The following is a 16,929-nucleotide window of genomic DNA, read 5'->3' as shown; positions in this document are numbered from 1 at the left end:
CAACGACGCCACTCAGCCATCGGAGGACACCCCCCAATGAGCCGACTGTCACCAACGTCCCTGCCGGGTACAGCTAGCCGCGAGCGTCGCAGATCGTCAGGCCGCCGCCGACGCGCTTGCTGACCTGAACCCCGTCGACGGTGAGTGTGCAGGTGACGCTGTGGCCGATGTTGACGACCGTGACGTTGGGCGGGTGATTGGCCGACTTCGACAGGCTGACCTGCTTGCTCCACGGCAGCGCGACGTTGAATTCGGTCTGGATCAGCCCGCCGGTGTCGATGTACATGATGCTGATCGCGCGACCCTCACCCGAGACGGTGTAAACGACGTCTTGCATCGTGGCCGGCGCGGTCGTCTCGGGCGGCAGCTCGGGGCCGCTGGTCGGCGGTATCGGCGCCGGGATGAGCGACGGCGACCGGTGCGGCGACGTCGACGTCGTTTCCGGGGTCGGCTCCGGCATCGCCGGCAACGGCGGGACGGCGGTCTGGGTCTTGATCGCGTCGTTCGCCAGTACCAGGGCAATCACCAATGCGACGACCAGCAATACCGCCGCGCCGGCGCCGAGCCACAACCATCGCGACGATTTCGGGCCGTCGGGCGGCGGGGGAGCCAGGTCGGTCGGTAGGTCGCCCGACGGGGGCAGATTCTGCTGCCAGTATGCCGGGAGCTGCTTGGTGGTGTTCGTCTCGTTCGGGGTGGCCGCCCAGGGTGACGGTGCCCCGCCATAGCTCTGCGCGTAGGGCATCTGGTCGGCGTACGCGGGATCGGCGGGCGGCGCATACCTCGGTTGCTGTGGCCCCGGCTGCGATGTAGGAAACCGCTCGGTGGGACGTGAATCGTTCATGTCCACCTCATGGCTTGCAGGGTACCTGGGCTCGATGTTAAAACCCTGAGTCACCTTACGACGGGCTGCTCAGCGGCACTGAATTTCCGGCCGCGAGCGCGGCCACCGTCATTGCCCGCATGACGGCGCGCGACCTCGCCGCGCGGACGGTCTTGCTGCGCGAAGTATCCGGGGACTTCATGCTGTGCGGTGTCGAATTCAGCAGACCGAACACGGCGTGCGCGGCCAGCCGGGCATCGGCCTCGGCCAGCTCGGGGTTCAGCTCCCGCAGCACCCCCACCCAGACCTCGACGTATTGACGCTGGGATTTGCGCACCTGCTTTTCGGCGGCCGCGGGCAGGTACGCGAGGTCGCGATCCTGGATGCGAATCAGGTCGGGCTCGTTGAACACGAAGTCCAGATGGAAGTCGATCAGCCCGTCCAGGGCTGCGGCCGCGTCGGTGCCGTCGGTCTGCACCTGCCGGGCGCCGGCGAGCAGCCGCGTGCTGATGCCCACCAGCAACTCGACCAGCAGTGACTCCTTGTTCGGAAAATGCCGGTAGATGGCCGGACCGCTGACCCCGGCGGCCGCACCGATGTCCTCCAGCCGCACCGCGAGGAATCCGCGCTCGGCGAACAACCGCTCGGCTGCGGACAGCAGTTGTAGCCGGCGGTCGGACTTCAACTGGCTCCGGCGATTTCGAGCGTCGGGGGGACCGGCCGGGCCCTCGGAGGCGGACGCTGTCATGACGGACCTCCGTCTGGTCAACTGGCCCTAACGTAGCACGAGTTATTGGCGATTAACTCGCGCTTTGCGCCGACCGTGGTCCTCCCTGGACCGGCGACGGCGGCAATGGTATTCTCGGCCTTTGAGTTAATGAGCATTAACTCAAAGATGCCCGACCGCACGACGGCAAGGAGGCTGCTGCGGCGATGGACAACGTGGTGACCTCACCCGCCAAGGCCGAGGCGTCGTTCTCCGATGAGCACCGCCGGCTGGTGGGCGAGTTGAACGCCAAGCTCGCGGCGGCGGCATTGGGCGGAAACGAACGCGCACGGGAACGCCACGTCAGCCGCGGCAAACTCCTGCCCCGCGAACGGGTGGACCGCCTGCTCGACCCGGGCAGCCCGTTTCTTGAGCTCTCCCCGCTGGCCGCGGACGGCATGTACGGCGACGAATCTCCTGGAGCCGGGATCATCACCGGCGTCGGGCGGGTGTCGGATCGCGAGTGCGTGATCGTCGCCAACGACGCGACGGTCAAGGGCGGCACCTACTACCCGATGACGGTCAAGAAGCATCTGCGCGCCCAAGAGGTGGCACTGCAGAATCGGCTTCCGTGCATCTACCTGGTGGACTCCGGCGGCGCGTTTCTGCCCCGGCAGGACGAGGTCTTCCCCGACCGCGAGCACTTCGGCCGCATCTTCTACAACCAGGCGACTATGAGCGCCAGGGAGATTCCGCAAGTGGCCGCCGTGCTCGGTTCGTGCACGGCCGGCGGCGCCTACGTGCCCGCCATGAGCGACGAGGCCGTCATCGTGCGCGAGCAGGGGACGATCTTTTTGGGGGGCCCGCCGCTGGTCAAGGCCGCGACCGGGGAGATCGTGTCGGCCGAAGACCTCGGCGGCGGCGACCTGCATTCCCGGGTCTCCGGTGTCACCGACCACCTCGCCGAAGACGACGAGCACGCCCTGCGGATCGTCCGCGCGATCGCGGCCACGTTCGGCCCGCGCGAGCCCAGCCCGTGGGAGGTGCGGCGTCCGGTCGCGCCCACGCGCGCCCAGACGGAGCTCTACGACGTGGTGCCACCCGACCCGCGGGTGCCCTACGACGTGCACGAGGTGATCGTGCGGCTGGTCGACGGTGGTGAGTTCAGCGAATTCAAGGCTAATTACGGCAAGACGCTGGTGACCGCGTTCGCCCACATTCACGGCCACCCGGTGGGCATCGTGGCCAACAACGGCGTGCTCTTCAGCGAATCCGCTTTGAAGGGTGCGCATTTCATCGAGCTGTGCGACAAGCGCAAGATCCCGCTGCTGTTCTTGCAGAACATCGCCGGCTTCATGGTCGGCCGCGACTACGAGGCTGGCGGCATTGCCAAGCACGGCGCCAAGATGGTGACCGCCGTCGCCTGTGCGCGGGTGCCCAAGCTGACCGTGGTGATCGGCGGATCCTATGGAGCGGGCAACTATTCGATGTGTGGCCGGGCGTATTCGCCGCGCTTCCTGTGGATGTGGCCCAACGCCCGCATCTCGGTGATGGGCGGCGAACAGGCCGCGTCGGTGCTGGCCACCGTGCGCGGCGAGCAACTCGCCGGCGCGGGCAAACCATGGTCGGCCGACGAGGAAGAGGCGTTCAAGGCGCCCATTCGCGACCAGTACGAAAGTCAGGGCAACCCCTACTACTCCACGGCCCGGCTGTGGGACGACGGGATCATCGACCCCGCTGATACCAGAACCTTTGTCGGGCTGGCTCTTTCGGTGTGCGCCCAAGCACCGCTGGAGCCCGTCTCCTACGGCGTCTTTCGGATGTGAGTGCAGTGTTCGAAACCGTGTTAGTGGCCAACCGCGGCGAGATCGCGGTGCGCGTGATCCGGACCCTGCGCCGGCTGGGTATCCGCTCGGTCGCCGTCTACAGCGACCCCGACGACGGCGCGCGGCACGTGATCGAGGCCGACGAAGCGGTGCGGCTGGGACCCGCCGCGGCGCGCGAGAGCTACCTGAACATCGACAAGGTGGTCGGGGCGGCCGTACGCACCGGATCTCAAGCGATCCACCCCGGCTACGGATTCCTTTCCGAGAACGCCGATTTCGCCGCGGCGTGCGAGCGGGCCGGGGTGGTGTTCCTGGGCCCGCCGGCCCGTGCGATCCAGGTGATGGGCGACAAGATCACCGCCAAGAACGCTGTGGCCGCCTTCGACGTCCCCGTGGTTCCCGGTGTCGCCAAGCCCGGGTTGAGCGACGACGAGCTCGTCGCGGCCGCGGACGAGGTCGGATACCCGGTGCTGATCAAGCCGTCGGCGGGCGGCGGCGGCAAGGGCATGCGGCTGGTGGAAGAACCGGGCAAGCTGCGCGAAGCGTTGGTGGGCGCGCGGCGCGAGGCCGCCTCATCCTTTGGCGACGACACCCTTTTCCTGGAACGATTTGTGTTGCGGCCCAGGCACATCGAGGTTCAGGTGCTCGCCGACACGCACGGCAACATCCTGCACCTCGGCGAGCGTGAGTGCAGCCTGCAGCGCCGTCACCAGAAGGTGATCGAGGAGGCGCCGTCGCCGCTGCTCGACGAGGCGACACGGGCGCGCATCGGGGCGGCCGCCTGCAACACCGCGCGCAGCGTCGACTACGTCGGCGCGGGCACCGTCGAGTTCATCGTCTCCGCGGACCGGCCCGACGAGTTCTTCTTCATGGAGATGAACACCCGCCTGCAGGTCGAGCATCCGGTCACCGAGGCGGTCACCGGGCTGGATCTGGTCGAGTGGCAGCTGCGGGTGGCCGCCGGCGAGAAGCTGGGATTCGCCCAGGACGACATCGACCTGCGCGGCCACGCCATCGAGGCCCGGGTGTACGCCGAGGATCCGGCGCGGGGCTTCCTGCCGACCGGTGGACGGGTGCTGCAGGTGTCCGAGCCGTCCGGTGACGGTGTGCGGGTTGACTCCTCGCTGCTGCCGGGCACGCTGGTCGGCAGCGATTACGACCCGATGCTGAGCAAGGTGATCGCGCACGGGGGCGACCGCGCCGAGGCGCTGGCGAAACTCGACCGCGCACTGAGCCGGACCGCGATCCTGGGCATCCAGACCAACATCGAGTTCCTCCGATTCCTGCTCGCCGACGAGCGGGTGCAGGCCGGCGACCTGGACACCGCGCTGCTGGACGAGCGGCTGGCGGACTTCGCCCCGCTGCCGGCCCCCGATGACGTGCTCGCGGCGGCCGGCCTTTACCGGCAATCGGCCCTGGCCTTGCGGGCGCGCCGCTTCGCGGGCGACCCCTGGGCGGCGCCGACGGGCTGGCGGGTCGGGGGCAGCCCGGCCCCGGTCCGCACCGACATGCGGACCCCACTGCGCAGTGAGACGGTCTCGGTGCGGGGGTTGCCCGAGGAGGCCACGGTGCAGGTCGGCGACGGTGAAACGTTGTCCGCCGCAGTGCAAGTCGAGTCTACGCAGATGAGCGTGACACTGGACGGGGTGCGCCGGGACTACCGCTGGGCCGAGGCCGACCGACACCTGTGGATTGCCGACGAGCGAGGAACCTGGCACTTGCGTGAGGCCGAGGAGAACAAGATCCACCGCACCGCGGGCGCACAGCGGGCCGAGATCGTCAGCCCGATGCCCGGCAGCGTGATCGCGGTTCAGGCATCCTCGGGCACCGACGTTTCCGAGGGCGACGTGGTGGTCGTCGTCGAGGCGATGAAAATGGAACATTCGCTCGCCGCACCGGTTTCCGGACAGGTGGAGGTGCTGGTCTCCGTCGGTGATCAGGTGACGGTGGACCAGGTGCTGGCCAGGCTGGTGCCCGAAGAGTCCAGCGCGGCAGCCGATTCGAGTAAGGACGCATCATGACCACATCCATCACCGCGGGGGCGCTACCCAAGGAGTACCAGGACCTACGCGACACGGTCGCCGAGTTCGCGCGCACCGTGGTCGCTCCGGTGTCGGCCAAACACGATGAGGAGCACAGCTTCCCGTACGAAGTCGTGGCGAAGATGGGGGAGATGGGCCTGTTCGGCCTGCCCTTCCCCGAGGAGTACGGCGGCATGGGCGGCGACTACTTCGCGCTGTCGCTGGTGCTCGAGGAACTCGGCAAGGTCGACCAATCGGTGGCGATCACCCTGGAGGCCGGCGCCAGCCTCGGCGCGATGCCCATTTACCGGTTCGGCACCGAAGACCAAAAGCAGAAGTGGCTGCCGGACCTGACCGCCGGCCGCGCGCTCGCCGGTTTCGGGCTCACCGAACCCGGGGCGGGCTCGGATGCCGGGGGAACCCGCACCACCGCCCGGCCCGACAATGGCGACTGGGTGATCAACGGCAGCAAGCAATTCATCACCAACTCCGGCACCGACATCACCTCGCTGGTCACGGTCACCGCCGTCACCGGAACCGCCGCGAACGGCAAGAAGGAGATCTCCTCGATCATCGTGCCCAGCGGCACACCGGGATTCACCGTCGAACCGGTGTACAGCAAGGTCGGCTGGAACGCGTCGGACACCCACCCGCTGAGCTTCGACGACGCCCGCGTCCCGGAGGAGAACCTGCTGGGTGCGCGCGGCACCGGCTACTCGGGCTTCCTGTCGATCCTGGACGAGGGCCGCATCGCGATCGCCGCGCTGGCGACCGGGGCGGCGCAGGGCTGCGTCGACGAAAGCGTCAAGTACGCCAAGGAACGCCAGGCGTTCGGCCAGCCGATCGGCGCCTACCAGGCGATCAGCTTCAAGATCGCGCGGATGGAGGCGCGTGCCCACGTGGCGCGTACCGCATACTACGATGCGGCGGCAAAGATGCTGGCGGGCAAGCCCTTCAAGAAGGAGGCGGCAATCGCGAAGATGATCGCCTCGGAAGCGGCGATGGACAACGCCCGCGACGCGACCCAGATCCACGGGGGCTACGGCTTCATGAACGAATATCCGGTGGCGCGGCACTACCGCGACAGCAAGATCCTCGAAATCGGTGAAGGGACAACCGAAGTGCAGTTGATGCTGATCGCGCGATCGCTGGGACTGTCGTGACGGAACAGGTCGGCAAGTCAGTTATCCAGCGCGGCTTGTGGTTTGAGGAATTCGAAATCGGCATCACCTACCTGCACCGGCCCGGCCGGACGGTCACCGAAGCCGACAACGTCATGTTCACGACGCTCACCATGAACACCCAGTCGCTGCATCTCGACGCGGCGTGGGCCGCCGAGCAGCCCGGCTTTCGGGGCGAGCGGCTGGTGAACTCCATGTTCACCCTCTCCACGCTGGTCGGCCTGTCGGTGTCGCAGCTGACACTCGGCACCATCGTCGCCAACCTGGGCTTCTCGGAGGTGTCCTTCCCCAAGCCGGTGTTCCACGGCGACACCCTGTACGCGGAGACGGTGTGCACGGGCAAGCGCGAATCGAAGAGCCGGCCCGGCGAAGGCATCGTCACCCTCGAGCACACGGGGCGCAACCAGCACGGCGACGTCGTCGCGCGTGCCGTGCGCACCACGCTGGTGCAGAAGCGCCCGAGCGGCGAGGAGACCACGTGAACCTGCAAGCCGCCGGTCCCGGTTGGTTGTTCTGCCCGGCCGACCGTCCCGAACGTTTCGCCAAGGCCGCGGCTGCCGCCGATGTGGTGATCCTCGACCTCGAGGACGGCGTGGCCGAGGCGGACAAGCCCGCGGCGCGCAAGGCGCTGCGGGAGACGCCGCTGGACCCCGAGCGCACCGTGGTGCGGATCAACGCGGCCGATACCGCGGAATATGCTCTTGACCTCGAGGCCCTGGCCGGCACCGCGTACACGACGGTGATGCTGTCCAAGACCGAATCGGCAGCCCAGGTGACGGCGCTGGCGCCGCGCGATGTGATCGCGTTGCTGGAGACGCCGCGCGGTGCGGTGTTCGCCACCGAAATCGCGGCGGCACAGGGCACCGTGGCGCTGATGTGGGGCGCCGAGGATCTGGTCGCCACGCTCGGCGGTAGCTCCAGCCGCAAGGCCGACGGCAGCTACCGCGACGTCGCTCATCACGTCCGGTCGACGGCCCTGCTTACGGCGTCCACCTTCGGTCGGGTTGCGCTGGACGCGGTGCACCTGGACATCCGGGACCTCGACGGCCTGCGGGACGAGGCCGAGGACGCCGTCGCGCTGGGCTTCGCCGGAACGGTGTGTATCCACCCGAGCCAGGTCGCGGTGGTACGCGAGGCGTATCGCCCCAGCGAGGAACGGCTGGACTGGGCACGACGGGTGCTGACGGCGGCGCGCTCCGAGCGCGGGGTCTTCGCGTTCGAGGGACAGATGGTCGACTCGCCGGTGCTCAAGCACGCGCAGATGACGTTGCGCAGGGCGGGTGAGACCGTCCCCGAGTGAAACCCGGACGGGCCAGCCGCGGCGAAGCGCGACACGCTGCGCCGTCATCGCAATCAGCGCGGTCTCTTTTCATTTGAGCGCATAATGGTGAGTACGTCAGTGTCGCGGCGAGCGAAGCCTTTCGTGTAACTGGCGATTGAACTCCGCTCGCGGTAGGTCTCGGCTGAGCGTGTGCCGGGATCCGCTGTGGCTCACCGTGCCACGCGGCACCTCGGCGAGGGAGGCGGTGTGGCGCAGTGTCTTCGATGCCGATGACTGTCGATCTCGAGCCGGTGCAGCTCGTCGGGCCCGATGGCTCACCGACGCCCGAAGACCGCTACAGCCGTGAGCTTCCCGCGGAGACGCTGAGCTGGCTCTACGAGATGATGGTGGTCACCCGCGAGCTGGACGGCGAATTCGTCAACCTCAAGCGGCAAGGCGAGCTGGGGCTGTTTGCCTCCTGCCACGGTCAGGAAGCCGCTCAGGTCGGTGCCGTGGCGTGCCTGCGCAAGACGGACTGGTTGTTTCCCCAATACCGGGAACTCGGAGCATTTTTGGTGCGCGGCATCCCGCCCGGACACGTGGGGGCCGCGTGGCGCGGAACCTGGCATGGTGGCCTGGACTTCACTAAGAAATGCTGCGCGCCGCTGTCGATTCCGATCGGCACCCAGACCCTGCACGCGGTGGGGGCGGCGATGGCTGCCCAACGCCTGGGCGAGGATTCGGTGACGATGGCGTTCCTCGGCGACGGCGCCACCAGCGTGGGAGACGTGCACGAGGCGCTGAATTTCGCGGCGGTGTTCACCACCCCGTGTGTGTTCTTCGTGCAGAACAACCATTGGGCGATCTCGATGCCGATATCCAAGCAGACCGCGGCACCGTCGCTGGCGCACAAGGCAATTGGCTACGGGATGCCCGGAATCCGGGTCGACGGCAACGACGTGTTGGCTTGCTATGCGGTGACGGCCGAGGCGGCCGCCCGGGCCCGCGGCGGCGGCGGCCCCACGTTGATCGAGGCGGTCACCTACCGCCTGGCCCCGCACACCACGTCCGATGACCCGAGTCGCTACCGGACGCAAGACGAAGTCGACCACTGGTCCGCGCTGGAACCGATCGCGCGGTACCGCAGCTACCTGCAAGGCCAGGGCCTGTGGTCGGAACGGCTGGAGGAACGGGTTGCCGCCCGCGCGAAGCGGATGCGGGCCGAATTGCGCGACGCGGTGTTCGACGCACCCGATTTCGACATCGACGAGGTGTTCACGTCGGTCTACGCGGAGATCACCCCGGGACTGCAGGAGCAGCGGCGGCAGCTGCGGGCCGAACTCGACCGAAGTGATTGAGAGGCATCCATGACTCAGCTCGCTGATCGCCCGGCCGGCCACGACGAAACACTCACCGCGGCAGTGCAGGACGTCGCGCTGGGCGCGCAGTCGTTGACCATGGTGCAGGCGCTCAACCGCGCCCTGCACGACGCGATGGCCGCCGACGACCGGGTGCTGGTATTCGGCGAGGACGTCTCGGTCGAGGGCGGGGTGTTCCGGGTTACCGAGGGACTGGCCTCGGCGTTCGGCGAGAGCCGCTGCTTCGACACGCCCCTGGCGGAGTCCGCCATCATCGGGATCGCGGTGGGGCTGGCGCTGCGCGGCTTCGTGCCGGTACCCGAGATTCAGTTCGACGGGTTTTCGTATCCGGCTTTCGATCAGGTGGTCAGCCACCTGGCGAAGTACCGCACCCGCACCCGCGGAGAGATCAACATGCCGGTGACGGTGCGCATCCCGTCGTTCGGGGGAATCGGTGCCGCCGAACATCATTCGGACTCCACCGAGTCGTACTGGGCCCACACCGCCGGCTTGAAGGTGGTGGTGCCGTCCAGCCCGGCGGATGCGTACTGGCTGCTGCGTCACGCGATCAGCTGCCCGGACCCGGTCATGTATTTGGAGCCCAAGCGCCGGTATCAGGGTCGCGGCCTGGTCGACGTCACCCGTCCCGAACCGCCGATCGGGCGGGCGATGGTGCGCCGGCCGGGCACCCACGTGACCGTCGTGACATACGGCAGCCTGGTCAGCACCGCGATCGGTGCGGCTGAAGAGGCTCAGCGGCAACGTAATTGGAGCCTGGAGGTCATCGATCTGCGGTCCCTGGTGCCGCTGGATTTCGATACCGTCGCCTCGTCGATCCACCGGACCGGACGCTGCGTGGTGATGCACGAGGGCCCGCGCAGCCTAGGGTATGGAGCGGGTCTGGCCGCCCGAATTCAAGAGGAGTTGTTCTACGAGCTGGAGGCCCCGGTCTTGCGAGCGTGCGGGTTTGACACCCCGTACCCGCCGTCGCGGCTGGAGAAGTGGTGGCTGCCCGGGCCCGACCGGCTGCTGGATTGCGTCGAGCGCGTGTTGGCGCAGCCATGAGCGACAACCGGGTCAAGTCGTTTCGGGTCCCCGACCTCGGCGAGGGACTGGAAGAAGTCACGGTGACCCAGTGGCACGTGGCGGTTGGTGACGACGTCGAGCTCAACCAGGTGTTGTGCACTGTGGAGACCGCCAAGGCAGAAGTGGAGATCCCGAGCCCGTACGCCGGGCGGATCGTCGAAACGAACGGCGCCGAAGGCGATGTGATCGACGTGGGGGCGGTGCTGCTGCGGATCGACACGGCGTCATCGGGCGGTGACCTACCGTCGGCCGAAACCGAGGTGCCCACGCTGGTCGGTTATGGCGCCGACTCCGGCATCGACGCCAGCCGGCGCACCACCCGCCCTCTCGCCGCCCCGCCGGTGCGCAAGCTGGCCAAGGAGCTGATGGTGGACCTCAACGCGGTGCAGCACGGCGCCGGCGCCATCATCACCCGGGAGGACGTGCTGTCGGCGGCTCGCGGGAACGGCAACGGCGTTGACGTCCGGCCGGTCCGGGGCGTGCAGGCCCGGATGGCGGAGAAAATGACGCTGTCGCACAAGGAGATTCCTGCGGCGAAGGTCGGTGTCGAGGTCGATTGCGCCGAGCTGGTCCGGCTATCCGACCGGTTCCGGCCGGCGGAGGGGACGATCGCGCCGTTCGTTCTCGTGTTGCGCTTGGTGGTCATCGCGTTGCGCCACAACGAGTTGTTGAACTCGACCTGGGTCGACTCCCCGCAGGGGCCGCAGGTGCGCGTCGACCACCGGGTGCACCTCGGCATCGCCACGGCCACCGAACGTGGGCTGCTGGTCCCGGTCATCACCGACGCCCACGTCAAGACCACTCGTGAATTGGCCGGCCGTGCAGCCGAATTGATCGCAGGTGCGCGTGCGGGCAGCCTGGCGCCGGGGGAGCTGCGCGGCTCGACGTTCACCGTGACGAATTTCGGAGCGCTGGGCGTGGACGACGGCATTCCGGTGATCAACCATCCCGAAGCCGCCATCCTCGGTATGGGTGCGATCAGGCCGCGGCCCGTCGTGCGGGGCCCGGAGATCGTCGTGCGCCCGACGATGTCGTTGACTTGTGTGTTCGACCATCGCATCGCCGACGGCGCCCAGGCCGCCCAATTCGTCGGTGAACTCCGGGATCTGATCGAGTCGCCCGAAACCGCGCTACTGGATCTGTAGCTTTCGCGTCGGAACTGCGGCGGTACGGGCACGCCGCGCCACCGATCCCAACCTGCGCGCGTGCGGGAATGCCTACCGGCGTTGTGCCGCGGCCAAACGCTGTGCGAACTCCGGTGATTGGATGGAATAGGACTGCGGCCCGAGCTCGGCGCGCATCGCGAGCTGGTGTTGCTCGTTGTCCAGCGACCCCGGACTGACGGTGGCGCGCATGGTGGCCTTGGTCGCCAGCACCACTTCGCGCGGAGCCGCCGCCGGGCCGGCGGCGAGTTCCAGGGCCGCGGCGAGCGGATCGTCGGCCACGCTCAAGGCCAAGCCGTGCCGCACGGCGGCGTCGGCGTCGAAGCGCATGCCGAACAGCAGGGCCGCCCGGGCGACCTGCGGGCCGACCGCGCGCTGCAGCATCCACGTCGCACCCCCGCCGGGGTGAAGCCCCAGCTTCTGGAATCGCGCATCGAACAAGGCGGCGGGTCCGGCGATCCGCACGTCGGCCGCCAGGGCCAGATTCAGGCCGGCGCCCACCGCGGCGCCGTTGACCGCCGCGATGGTGGGCAGCCGGCAACTGCCGACGGCCATGAAACCGTCATAAAGCTGCTGCAGGCCCGTTTCGGCCGCGCCGCCGCCGGCAGCGCCGAGGGCGCTGAGATCGGCGCCCGCGCAGAACGCCTTGCCGGCCCCGGTGATCACGACGGCGTGCACATCGGGGTCGGCTTCGGCCCGCTGGACGGCCTCGCGCAGGTATCCGGACGATTCGGCCGTTATCGCGTTGCGGCGATCGGGATCGTTGACGGTGATGAGCGCGACGCGGCCGGTGACGTCGTAGAGGATCGGTTCGGACTGGGCCATCGGGCACCTCCGGCTTCGCGTATCGGGTGTGGATCCGCCCGACCTCACCGGTCCACCGGCGGCAGCGTCACGGGCGAGGTAAGAGTACTTCGCGCCATCCGGGTGGGATTGGGCGGTGTGAGCGTGCTTACCGAGATCCAGCAGGAAAAGGCGGGCATTGCACGTCGGCGCCCCCGGCATATCGACCGGCCCGCCATTCACGAACGCCTCATGTAGTTACCGGCTGGTAGCGCAAACACGGCAATGTTTGCGGCCGGTGCGGCGGATATCGGAATCTACAAGTAATGCTGTGTTTATAGAATCGTTATCTGCCGCATTTATGTCTTCGGGGTAAACACCCGGGCCGACCTGGCAAAACGCGTGGTGAGGCGTCGGCAAACCGGTGGGGCGCCCACGTCGCGCGCCGGCGCGGTCGAGCCGTCGAGATTTGCCCGGAGCCGCTACAGCTCCGGTTTCGCTAACTTCCTCGCTAGCTCATCGAGTTCGGCCTGGCGCTCACGCACCGCGCACCCCCGCCGCTCGATGCGTGCGCCCTGCAGAATGGCTTCCGGCAACGCATCGCTACGCAGTCTCGTGTTGGCGTAATGGATTGCGGCATCGATCATTTCGATGTACCGCTCCGCGTCGTGTTCAGCGCACGAGCCCTCGATGCGCTGGACTTCGTCCCAACAAGGATAGGAAGAATATCGGGCATCGAGTTGTTGCTGAGAGACCTGTGTTCCGAAGTAACACCGCCAGTCGCGGCTCAACCAGCCCCTCGTCTTGACTTCGACTTTGATTCGATTCCCAACACCAGCTATGAACCTCGGCTCCCCGACGCGCACCACCGGCTGCCAGTCATTCGACGCCATATATCGCCAACCCCTCGAAGAGAAGACGCTCTAAGTAATGATCTCCCCGTAAGCGTCATCTGCTCGTTTTGACACGCATGTTCCCGGAACGATTAAACCGCAAACTTTTGGCATTGACTTCTACTTTTGCGGGTTCGTCAAAAAGTATGTAAACAACGCGAATGCATTACTGGCGGTTCCGAGTAAGCGATTACCGGCCCTGCATGGCGACCCGCCAATATGGGCCGTGACCTGCCTCACCGGCGTGACGTTGCGGGGCTCCGGTCTGACGGCCGGGCCCAAGGATCCGTTGAGGATCCGCCAAGTCGCGCTCCGCAAGCTCATGTCAGCTCGAACGAGCATCCCACTGGGCATCGACGCAAGGAGCACCTCATGCGGACAACGGGGTACAGGACGACACGGTCCGGGATCATGGCGCACCGGGCGTATGCGCGGACCCGCAATCAACGAATCGGATACGCCCGGCTGATGCTGGTCTCCGTCGCGACGGCCGGACTGATCGGCCTTGGTGTCGGCGTCGCCTGCCTCGATCGACCGCTGGCCGGCCGGCATTGTTCCGTTCCAGACGTGGCCACGCACGACGCAACCGGCCTCACGTTGTCGTGCAGCCCGGCGTCGACGGGAAGTCGTGAGTTGGTGTGGCAGTATGCTCCGGCGTCGTAGCCTCGATAGATTAAGTAGCGCAGCGCGTTTCGGTCGGGTCGAAGGCGCGTGGGCCGTTCAACCGGGCAAGACCGAACGAGCGCCACCAGCCGTTGATGCCTGCGGGGGACTCAGAGGTGGCCGGCCACGAAAGTGGCGGCCTGACCGGGCATTCCGGACCCCTGGTAGGACAGGTCCGCCGCCGAGAACATCTCGTCGTGCGACGGCAGCGCCAGGGGTCCGCCCGGAGTGCACACCGGATCGCCGGGCGCACACAGGTCGATGGCCTTCGCGCCGTACCACGGGCTGACCACACTCACCGGTGCCCCGAGATACCGGGCCGACGGATTCCCGAACAGAGCCAGCGCCGCGACATGGTCGGCCTCGTCCGCCGTCAGGATCTGAGGATTCAAGCCCGCGATCGAGGCCTGGGCGATGGTGATCAGATCGATCACCATCGCGCCCTGCGAATAGCCGCCGAGCACCAATTTGGTGTTGGGGCAGTTCGCCACCATGGACTGAACGTGAGCGTGGGCGTCGCCGGCGCCGGCCGACGCTGACGGGGCGAAATCCTCGCCGGCGGGGTAGTTGACCGCATACACCCCGAGCGACCGGCCCCCGATCTGGGAACGCAGCGAGTCGATGAATGCTTGGCCGACGCCGCCGACGCCGGGCGGCTCGGCGGTGCCGCGGGCGAACGTCACCTCGACGTCGGGACACGGTGCGGCTGATGCGGAAATCTGTGGGCACAGCAGCGTCGTCCAGGTCGTCATCGCCGCGACACCCAGCAAACGCGTTAATCGGCGTGCGTTCACGCTCCAATGCTGACACATCGAGGCCGGAAAGACACCGCCTAATTCAACGCCCTGCCTCCGCCGGACCCGCCGGCCCGTGCCGCTTTCTCGGCTCCGCTGATCCTGTTGCAGCGCGCCCGGGTATTTCCGGGCGTCGCCGACGCGGCGGGAATGCATGGCTCGGCGAATTGATATGAAAGGTTTCCATGGCTCTCGTCATTACCGCGAGCCGTCATGGTCGCAACGGTTCTCGATGTCCGAACGATACCGACGGCGTCGAAATCTGCGCGACGACCTCCAGTGGCCGGAGCGCATGGTCTGAAGGGGTTCTCCGCTAACTTCCTTGCCAGTCCGGACGAACACCGTCAGACACGACTTTCCTCACGCCCTACGACTATTGGCAAACAGGATCCGTTCTGTTCTCTTTGCAGCGAACGCAATACTCGTCGTCCTGATTCTGCGTTTCGTGAATCGAATTGCATTCAGGACACTCTTGAATGTATTTGTGCCGCGGATTCAGACAGGAGGCCATTGCCGCTTGTTTTTGCCTGAATATGCTTGTAGAACTTCTATTGGTACTAGACAACATCCCGCTTGGTTTCCCCACTCAGTAAAGCGCGTGCCCGGCTGCGATAGCAGCTACGCCGCGTTTTGTCACTATCCACCACTGTTCCCGAACACGGCCGGTTAAAACCTCGGACAACAGATGCCCCAAACTTCTCGCGGGGCACTCGCGGTGGCCGTAGGCAATCCTTTGCGCGCGTCCGCAGAAATGACGTAGCCGGCTACTCTAGACGGCTCGATCTGACGCGCCGGAAACTATTGAGGTCCCGCCCCTCTAGCGAAAGGTTCAGCCATGACCATCATCGCTACCACGATCGTCCATCCCAACCCGGGGGTCGGCTGGGACGACGTTCAGAAGCAGCTGAAGCGAGCGACCGGGCTTGCCCGCAAACACGGCGCGGAGAATGTCACCGCGCTGGTGAACATGATCGGAGGTCAGGGCACCAACGCCATCGGCTTGATGACAACAGCCGAAGACTGGGCCACCTACGGCCGGATCCAGCAAAGCCTCAGCGCCGACCCGGATTACCAAAGCCTTCTCATCGACGCGGGCCAGATCGCCACCTGGGAGAACTACGTCAGCCAGACGATCGAGGTCTAGTACCGCCAAGCAATACGTGATCGACGAATCCTCGGCCGCCGTTCGGCGCGTGGTCGTCGGTCCACCACACGAACGCCTAGGTAGTCGCCGATAGCGACTACCTAGGCGTTCGGCTCTCTACTTCCTCGGCTGTGGCAGTACGAAGGATCAAGCGACGTCATTACGCGAGCCCGGTGCCCCCGGCACGACTCGAACGTGCGACCTAGGGATTAGAAGGCCCTTGCTCTATCCACCTGAGCTACGGAGGCAATGCGCAGGTCAGTCTATCCAACCGAACCTCGGTGATCCGACCCGCGCCGCGACGCGCGTGAAAACCCTTCCCGCGCCACGTTTATCGGTTATCGTGAGGACCCTCGACACACGTACAAAACCGGCCGGCCATCGGCCGTTAACCGCGACGATGCGTGTGCATAACGTCGAGAGGTGACGTTGCAATGAGCGTGGCCAGAAATCAGTCTTCGCCCTGCGGGTGGGCGGGCGCCCAGGCGGCACGCCTGGCGGCCGAAGCCCGGGACGTCTATCAGCTCGGCAACCTGGTGCTACGCGGCGGGCCGTTCGCGCTGGGCTGCTTGGCCGGTTGGCTGTTCACCGAGTTCCCCCCGCACGTCCTGACCGGGCACGCGCTGTCGCGGGTCGCGCACCCGTCCGTCGGCCGGGTCGGCAAGACGCTGGCCGCCCAGCGGGCGGACAAGACCCTCACCACGGCGCTGGAGGAGGCCTTCGGCCCCGAGTTCCGTGAGCGGGTGTGTCACCCCGCCGCCGTCGGGGCGCTGTGCGCCCCGCGCGGAGGCCTGTTGGGTCGCCCCGGGCCGCACCGCCGGTACGCCGCGCAGACTTCCGACATCTCCTACGGCCCGAGCACACGCGACCACTTGCTCGACATCTGGCGACGCGACGACCTGGCCCCCGGGTGCCGGGCGCCGGTGATCGCGATGAAGTCGGGGTCGCCGCCGTAGTCGGCGATGTTCTCCCGCACCCAGGCAATTGCCCTTTTCACGTCGATCAGGTGCGCGGGGAAGGTGGCGCGCGGGCTCTTGCTGTAGTCGATCGAGACGCAGATCCAGCCGAGTTGAACCATTCGGCTCATCAGCGTGTAGGCCTGCGGGCGCCGGCCGTTCAGCGTCCACGCCCCACCCGGCACCTGGATCAGCACCGGCGCCCGGCACCCGGGGGCCAGGTCGTCGCGTCGCCAGATGTCGAGCAAGTGGTCGCGTGTGCTCGGGCCGT

General features: G+C 67.1%; 15 protein-coding genes, 1 tRNA gene and 2 pseudogenes. 11 read left to right on the top strand and 7 right to left on the bottom strand.

Annotated elements, in window-relative coordinates:
• Window positions 1–73: 73 nt before the first annotated feature.
• A complete protein-coding gene (locus A5708_RS19830; protein ID WP_081293025.1) occupies window positions 74–850 on the bottom strand; it encodes an MmpS family transport accessory protein in 777 nt (258 codons plus the stop codon).
• Between the two features lie 49 nt (window positions 851–899).
• Window positions 900–1,571, bottom strand: coding sequence for a TetR/AcrR family transcriptional regulator (locus A5708_RS19825; RefSeq protein ID WP_065030253.1), 672 nt, complete (start codon window positions 1,569–1,571; stop codon window positions 900–902).
• 197 nt (window positions 1,572–1,768) lie between these two features.
• Here A5708_RS19825 and A5708_RS19820 point away from each other — a divergent pair, with 197 nt between their 5' ends.
• From A5708_RS19820 to A5708_RS19785, 8 genes are all read left to right on the top strand, one after another.
• Window positions 1,769–3,355 (top strand): carboxyl transferase domain-containing protein, encoded by a 1,587-nt coding sequence (locus A5708_RS19820; RefSeq protein ID WP_065030255.1) that lies wholly within the window; start codon window positions 1,769–1,771, stop codon window positions 3,353–3,355.
• Window positions 3,356–3,360: 5 nt separating this feature from the next.
• Window positions 3,361–5,376 (top strand): acetyl-CoA carboxylase biotin carboxylase subunit, encoded by a 2,016-nt coding sequence (locus A5708_RS19815; RefSeq protein ID WP_065030252.1) that lies wholly within the window; start codon window positions 3,361–3,363, stop codon window positions 5,374–5,376.
• Window positions 5,373–6,539, top strand: a complete 1,167-nt coding sequence (locus A5708_RS19810; RefSeq protein WP_065030251.1) for an acyl-CoA dehydrogenase family protein — start codon at window positions 5,373–5,375, stop codon at window positions 6,537–6,539. The genes A5708_RS19815 and A5708_RS19810 overlap by 4 nt, the downstream gene beginning before the upstream one ends.
• Window positions 6,536–7,039, top strand: coding sequence for a MaoC family dehydratase (locus A5708_RS19805; RefSeq protein WP_065030250.1), 504 nt, complete (start codon window positions 6,536–6,538; stop codon window positions 7,037–7,039). The genes A5708_RS19810 and A5708_RS19805 overlap by 4 nt, the downstream gene beginning before the upstream one ends.
• Window positions 7,036–7,857, top strand: a complete 822-nt coding sequence (locus A5708_RS19800) for an HpcH/HpaI aldolase/citrate lyase family protein (protein ID WP_065030249.1) — start codon at window positions 7,036–7,038, stop codon at window positions 7,855–7,857. The genes A5708_RS19805 and A5708_RS19800 overlap by 4 nt, the downstream gene beginning before the upstream one ends.
• A 245-nt stretch (window positions 7,858–8,102) precedes the next feature.
• A complete protein-coding gene (gene pdhA / locus A5708_RS19795) occupies window positions 8,103–9,176 on the top strand; it encodes a pyruvate dehydrogenase (acetyl-transferring) E1 component subunit alpha (RefSeq protein WP_196772691.1) in 1,074 nt (357 codons plus the stop codon).
• 9 nt (window positions 9,177–9,185) lie between these two features.
• Window positions 9,186–10,241 carry a 3-methyl-2-oxobutanoate dehydrogenase subunit beta gene (gene bkdB / locus A5708_RS19790; RefSeq protein WP_065030247.1) on the top strand — a complete coding sequence of 352 codons (1,056 nt, stop codon included), beginning with the start codon at window positions 9,186–9,188 and terminating at the stop codon, window positions 10,239–10,241.
• Entirely contained in the window at window positions 10,238–11,407 is a 1,170-nt protein-coding gene (locus A5708_RS19785; RefSeq protein WP_065030246.1) for a dihydrolipoamide acetyltransferase family protein, read from the top strand. Before bkdB ends, A5708_RS19785 begins: the two co-directional genes overlap by 4 nt.
• Before the next feature lie 72 nt (window positions 11,408–11,479).
• Here the strand turns inward: A5708_RS19785 and A5708_RS19780 are convergent, their stop codons facing one another.
• Together A5708_RS19780 and A5708_RS19775 are read right to left on the bottom strand one after the other, a co-directional pair.
• A complete protein-coding gene (locus A5708_RS19780) occupies window positions 11,480–12,250 on the bottom strand; it encodes an enoyl-CoA hydratase (protein ID WP_065030245.1) in 771 nt (256 codons plus the stop codon).
• A 440-nt stretch (window positions 12,251–12,690) separates the two neighbouring features.
• On the bottom strand, window positions 12,691–13,101 hold the full coding sequence (locus A5708_RS19775; RefSeq protein WP_065030244.1) for a hypothetical protein: 411 nt from the start codon (window positions 13,099–13,101) through the stop codon (window positions 12,691–12,693).
• A 372-nt stretch (window positions 13,102–13,473) separates the two neighbouring features.
• On the opposite strand from A5708_RS19775, the gene A5708_RS19770 reads away from it, so the two are divergent.
• On the top strand, window positions 13,474–13,764 hold the full coding sequence (locus A5708_RS19770; protein WP_155766088.1) for a hypothetical protein: 291 nt from the start codon (window positions 13,474–13,476) through the stop codon (window positions 13,762–13,764).
• A 110-nt stretch (window positions 13,765–13,874) separates the two neighbouring features.
• On the opposite strand, the gene A5708_RS19765 is transcribed toward A5708_RS19770, so the two are convergent.
• Window positions 13,875–14,558 carry a cutinase family protein gene (locus A5708_RS19765; RefSeq protein WP_269199400.1) on the bottom strand — a complete coding sequence of 228 codons (684 nt, stop codon included), beginning with the start codon at window positions 14,556–14,558 and terminating at the stop codon, window positions 13,875–13,877.
• Window positions 14,559–15,393: 835 nt separating this feature from the next.
• On the opposite strand from A5708_RS19765, the gene A5708_RS19760 reads away from it, so the two are divergent.
• A complete protein-coding gene (locus tag A5708_RS19760) occupies window positions 15,394–15,702 on the top strand; it encodes a hypothetical protein (protein WP_065030241.1) in 309 nt (102 codons plus the stop codon).
• A gap of 174 nt (window positions 15,703–15,876) precedes the next feature.
• Here the strand turns inward: A5708_RS19760 and A5708_RS19755 are convergent.
• A tRNA-Arg gene (locus tag A5708_RS19755) sits at window positions 15,877–15,950 on the bottom strand.
• A gap of 186 nt (window positions 15,951–16,136) precedes the next feature.
• On the opposite strand from A5708_RS19755, the pseudogene A5708_RS19750 reads away from it, so the two are divergent.
• Window positions 16,137–16,646 (top strand): annotated as a pseudogene (locus A5708_RS19750) (alpha/beta hydrolase); the annotation flags it as partial.
• On the opposite strand, the pseudogene A5708_RS19745 reads toward A5708_RS19750, so the two are convergent.
• Window positions 16,622–16,929: pseudogene (locus A5708_RS19745) on the bottom strand (alpha/beta hydrolase); the annotation flags it as partial. The pseudogenes A5708_RS19750 and A5708_RS19745 sit on opposite strands and share 25 nt — an antisense overlap.

The organism is Mycobacterium colombiense, from assembly GCF_001672755.1.
GTDB classification, from domain to species: Bacteria; Actinomycetota; Actinomycetes; order Mycobacteriales; family Mycobacteriaceae; genus Mycobacterium; species Mycobacterium colombiense_C.
This window is presented reverse-complemented; position numbering and strand designations above follow the sequence as displayed.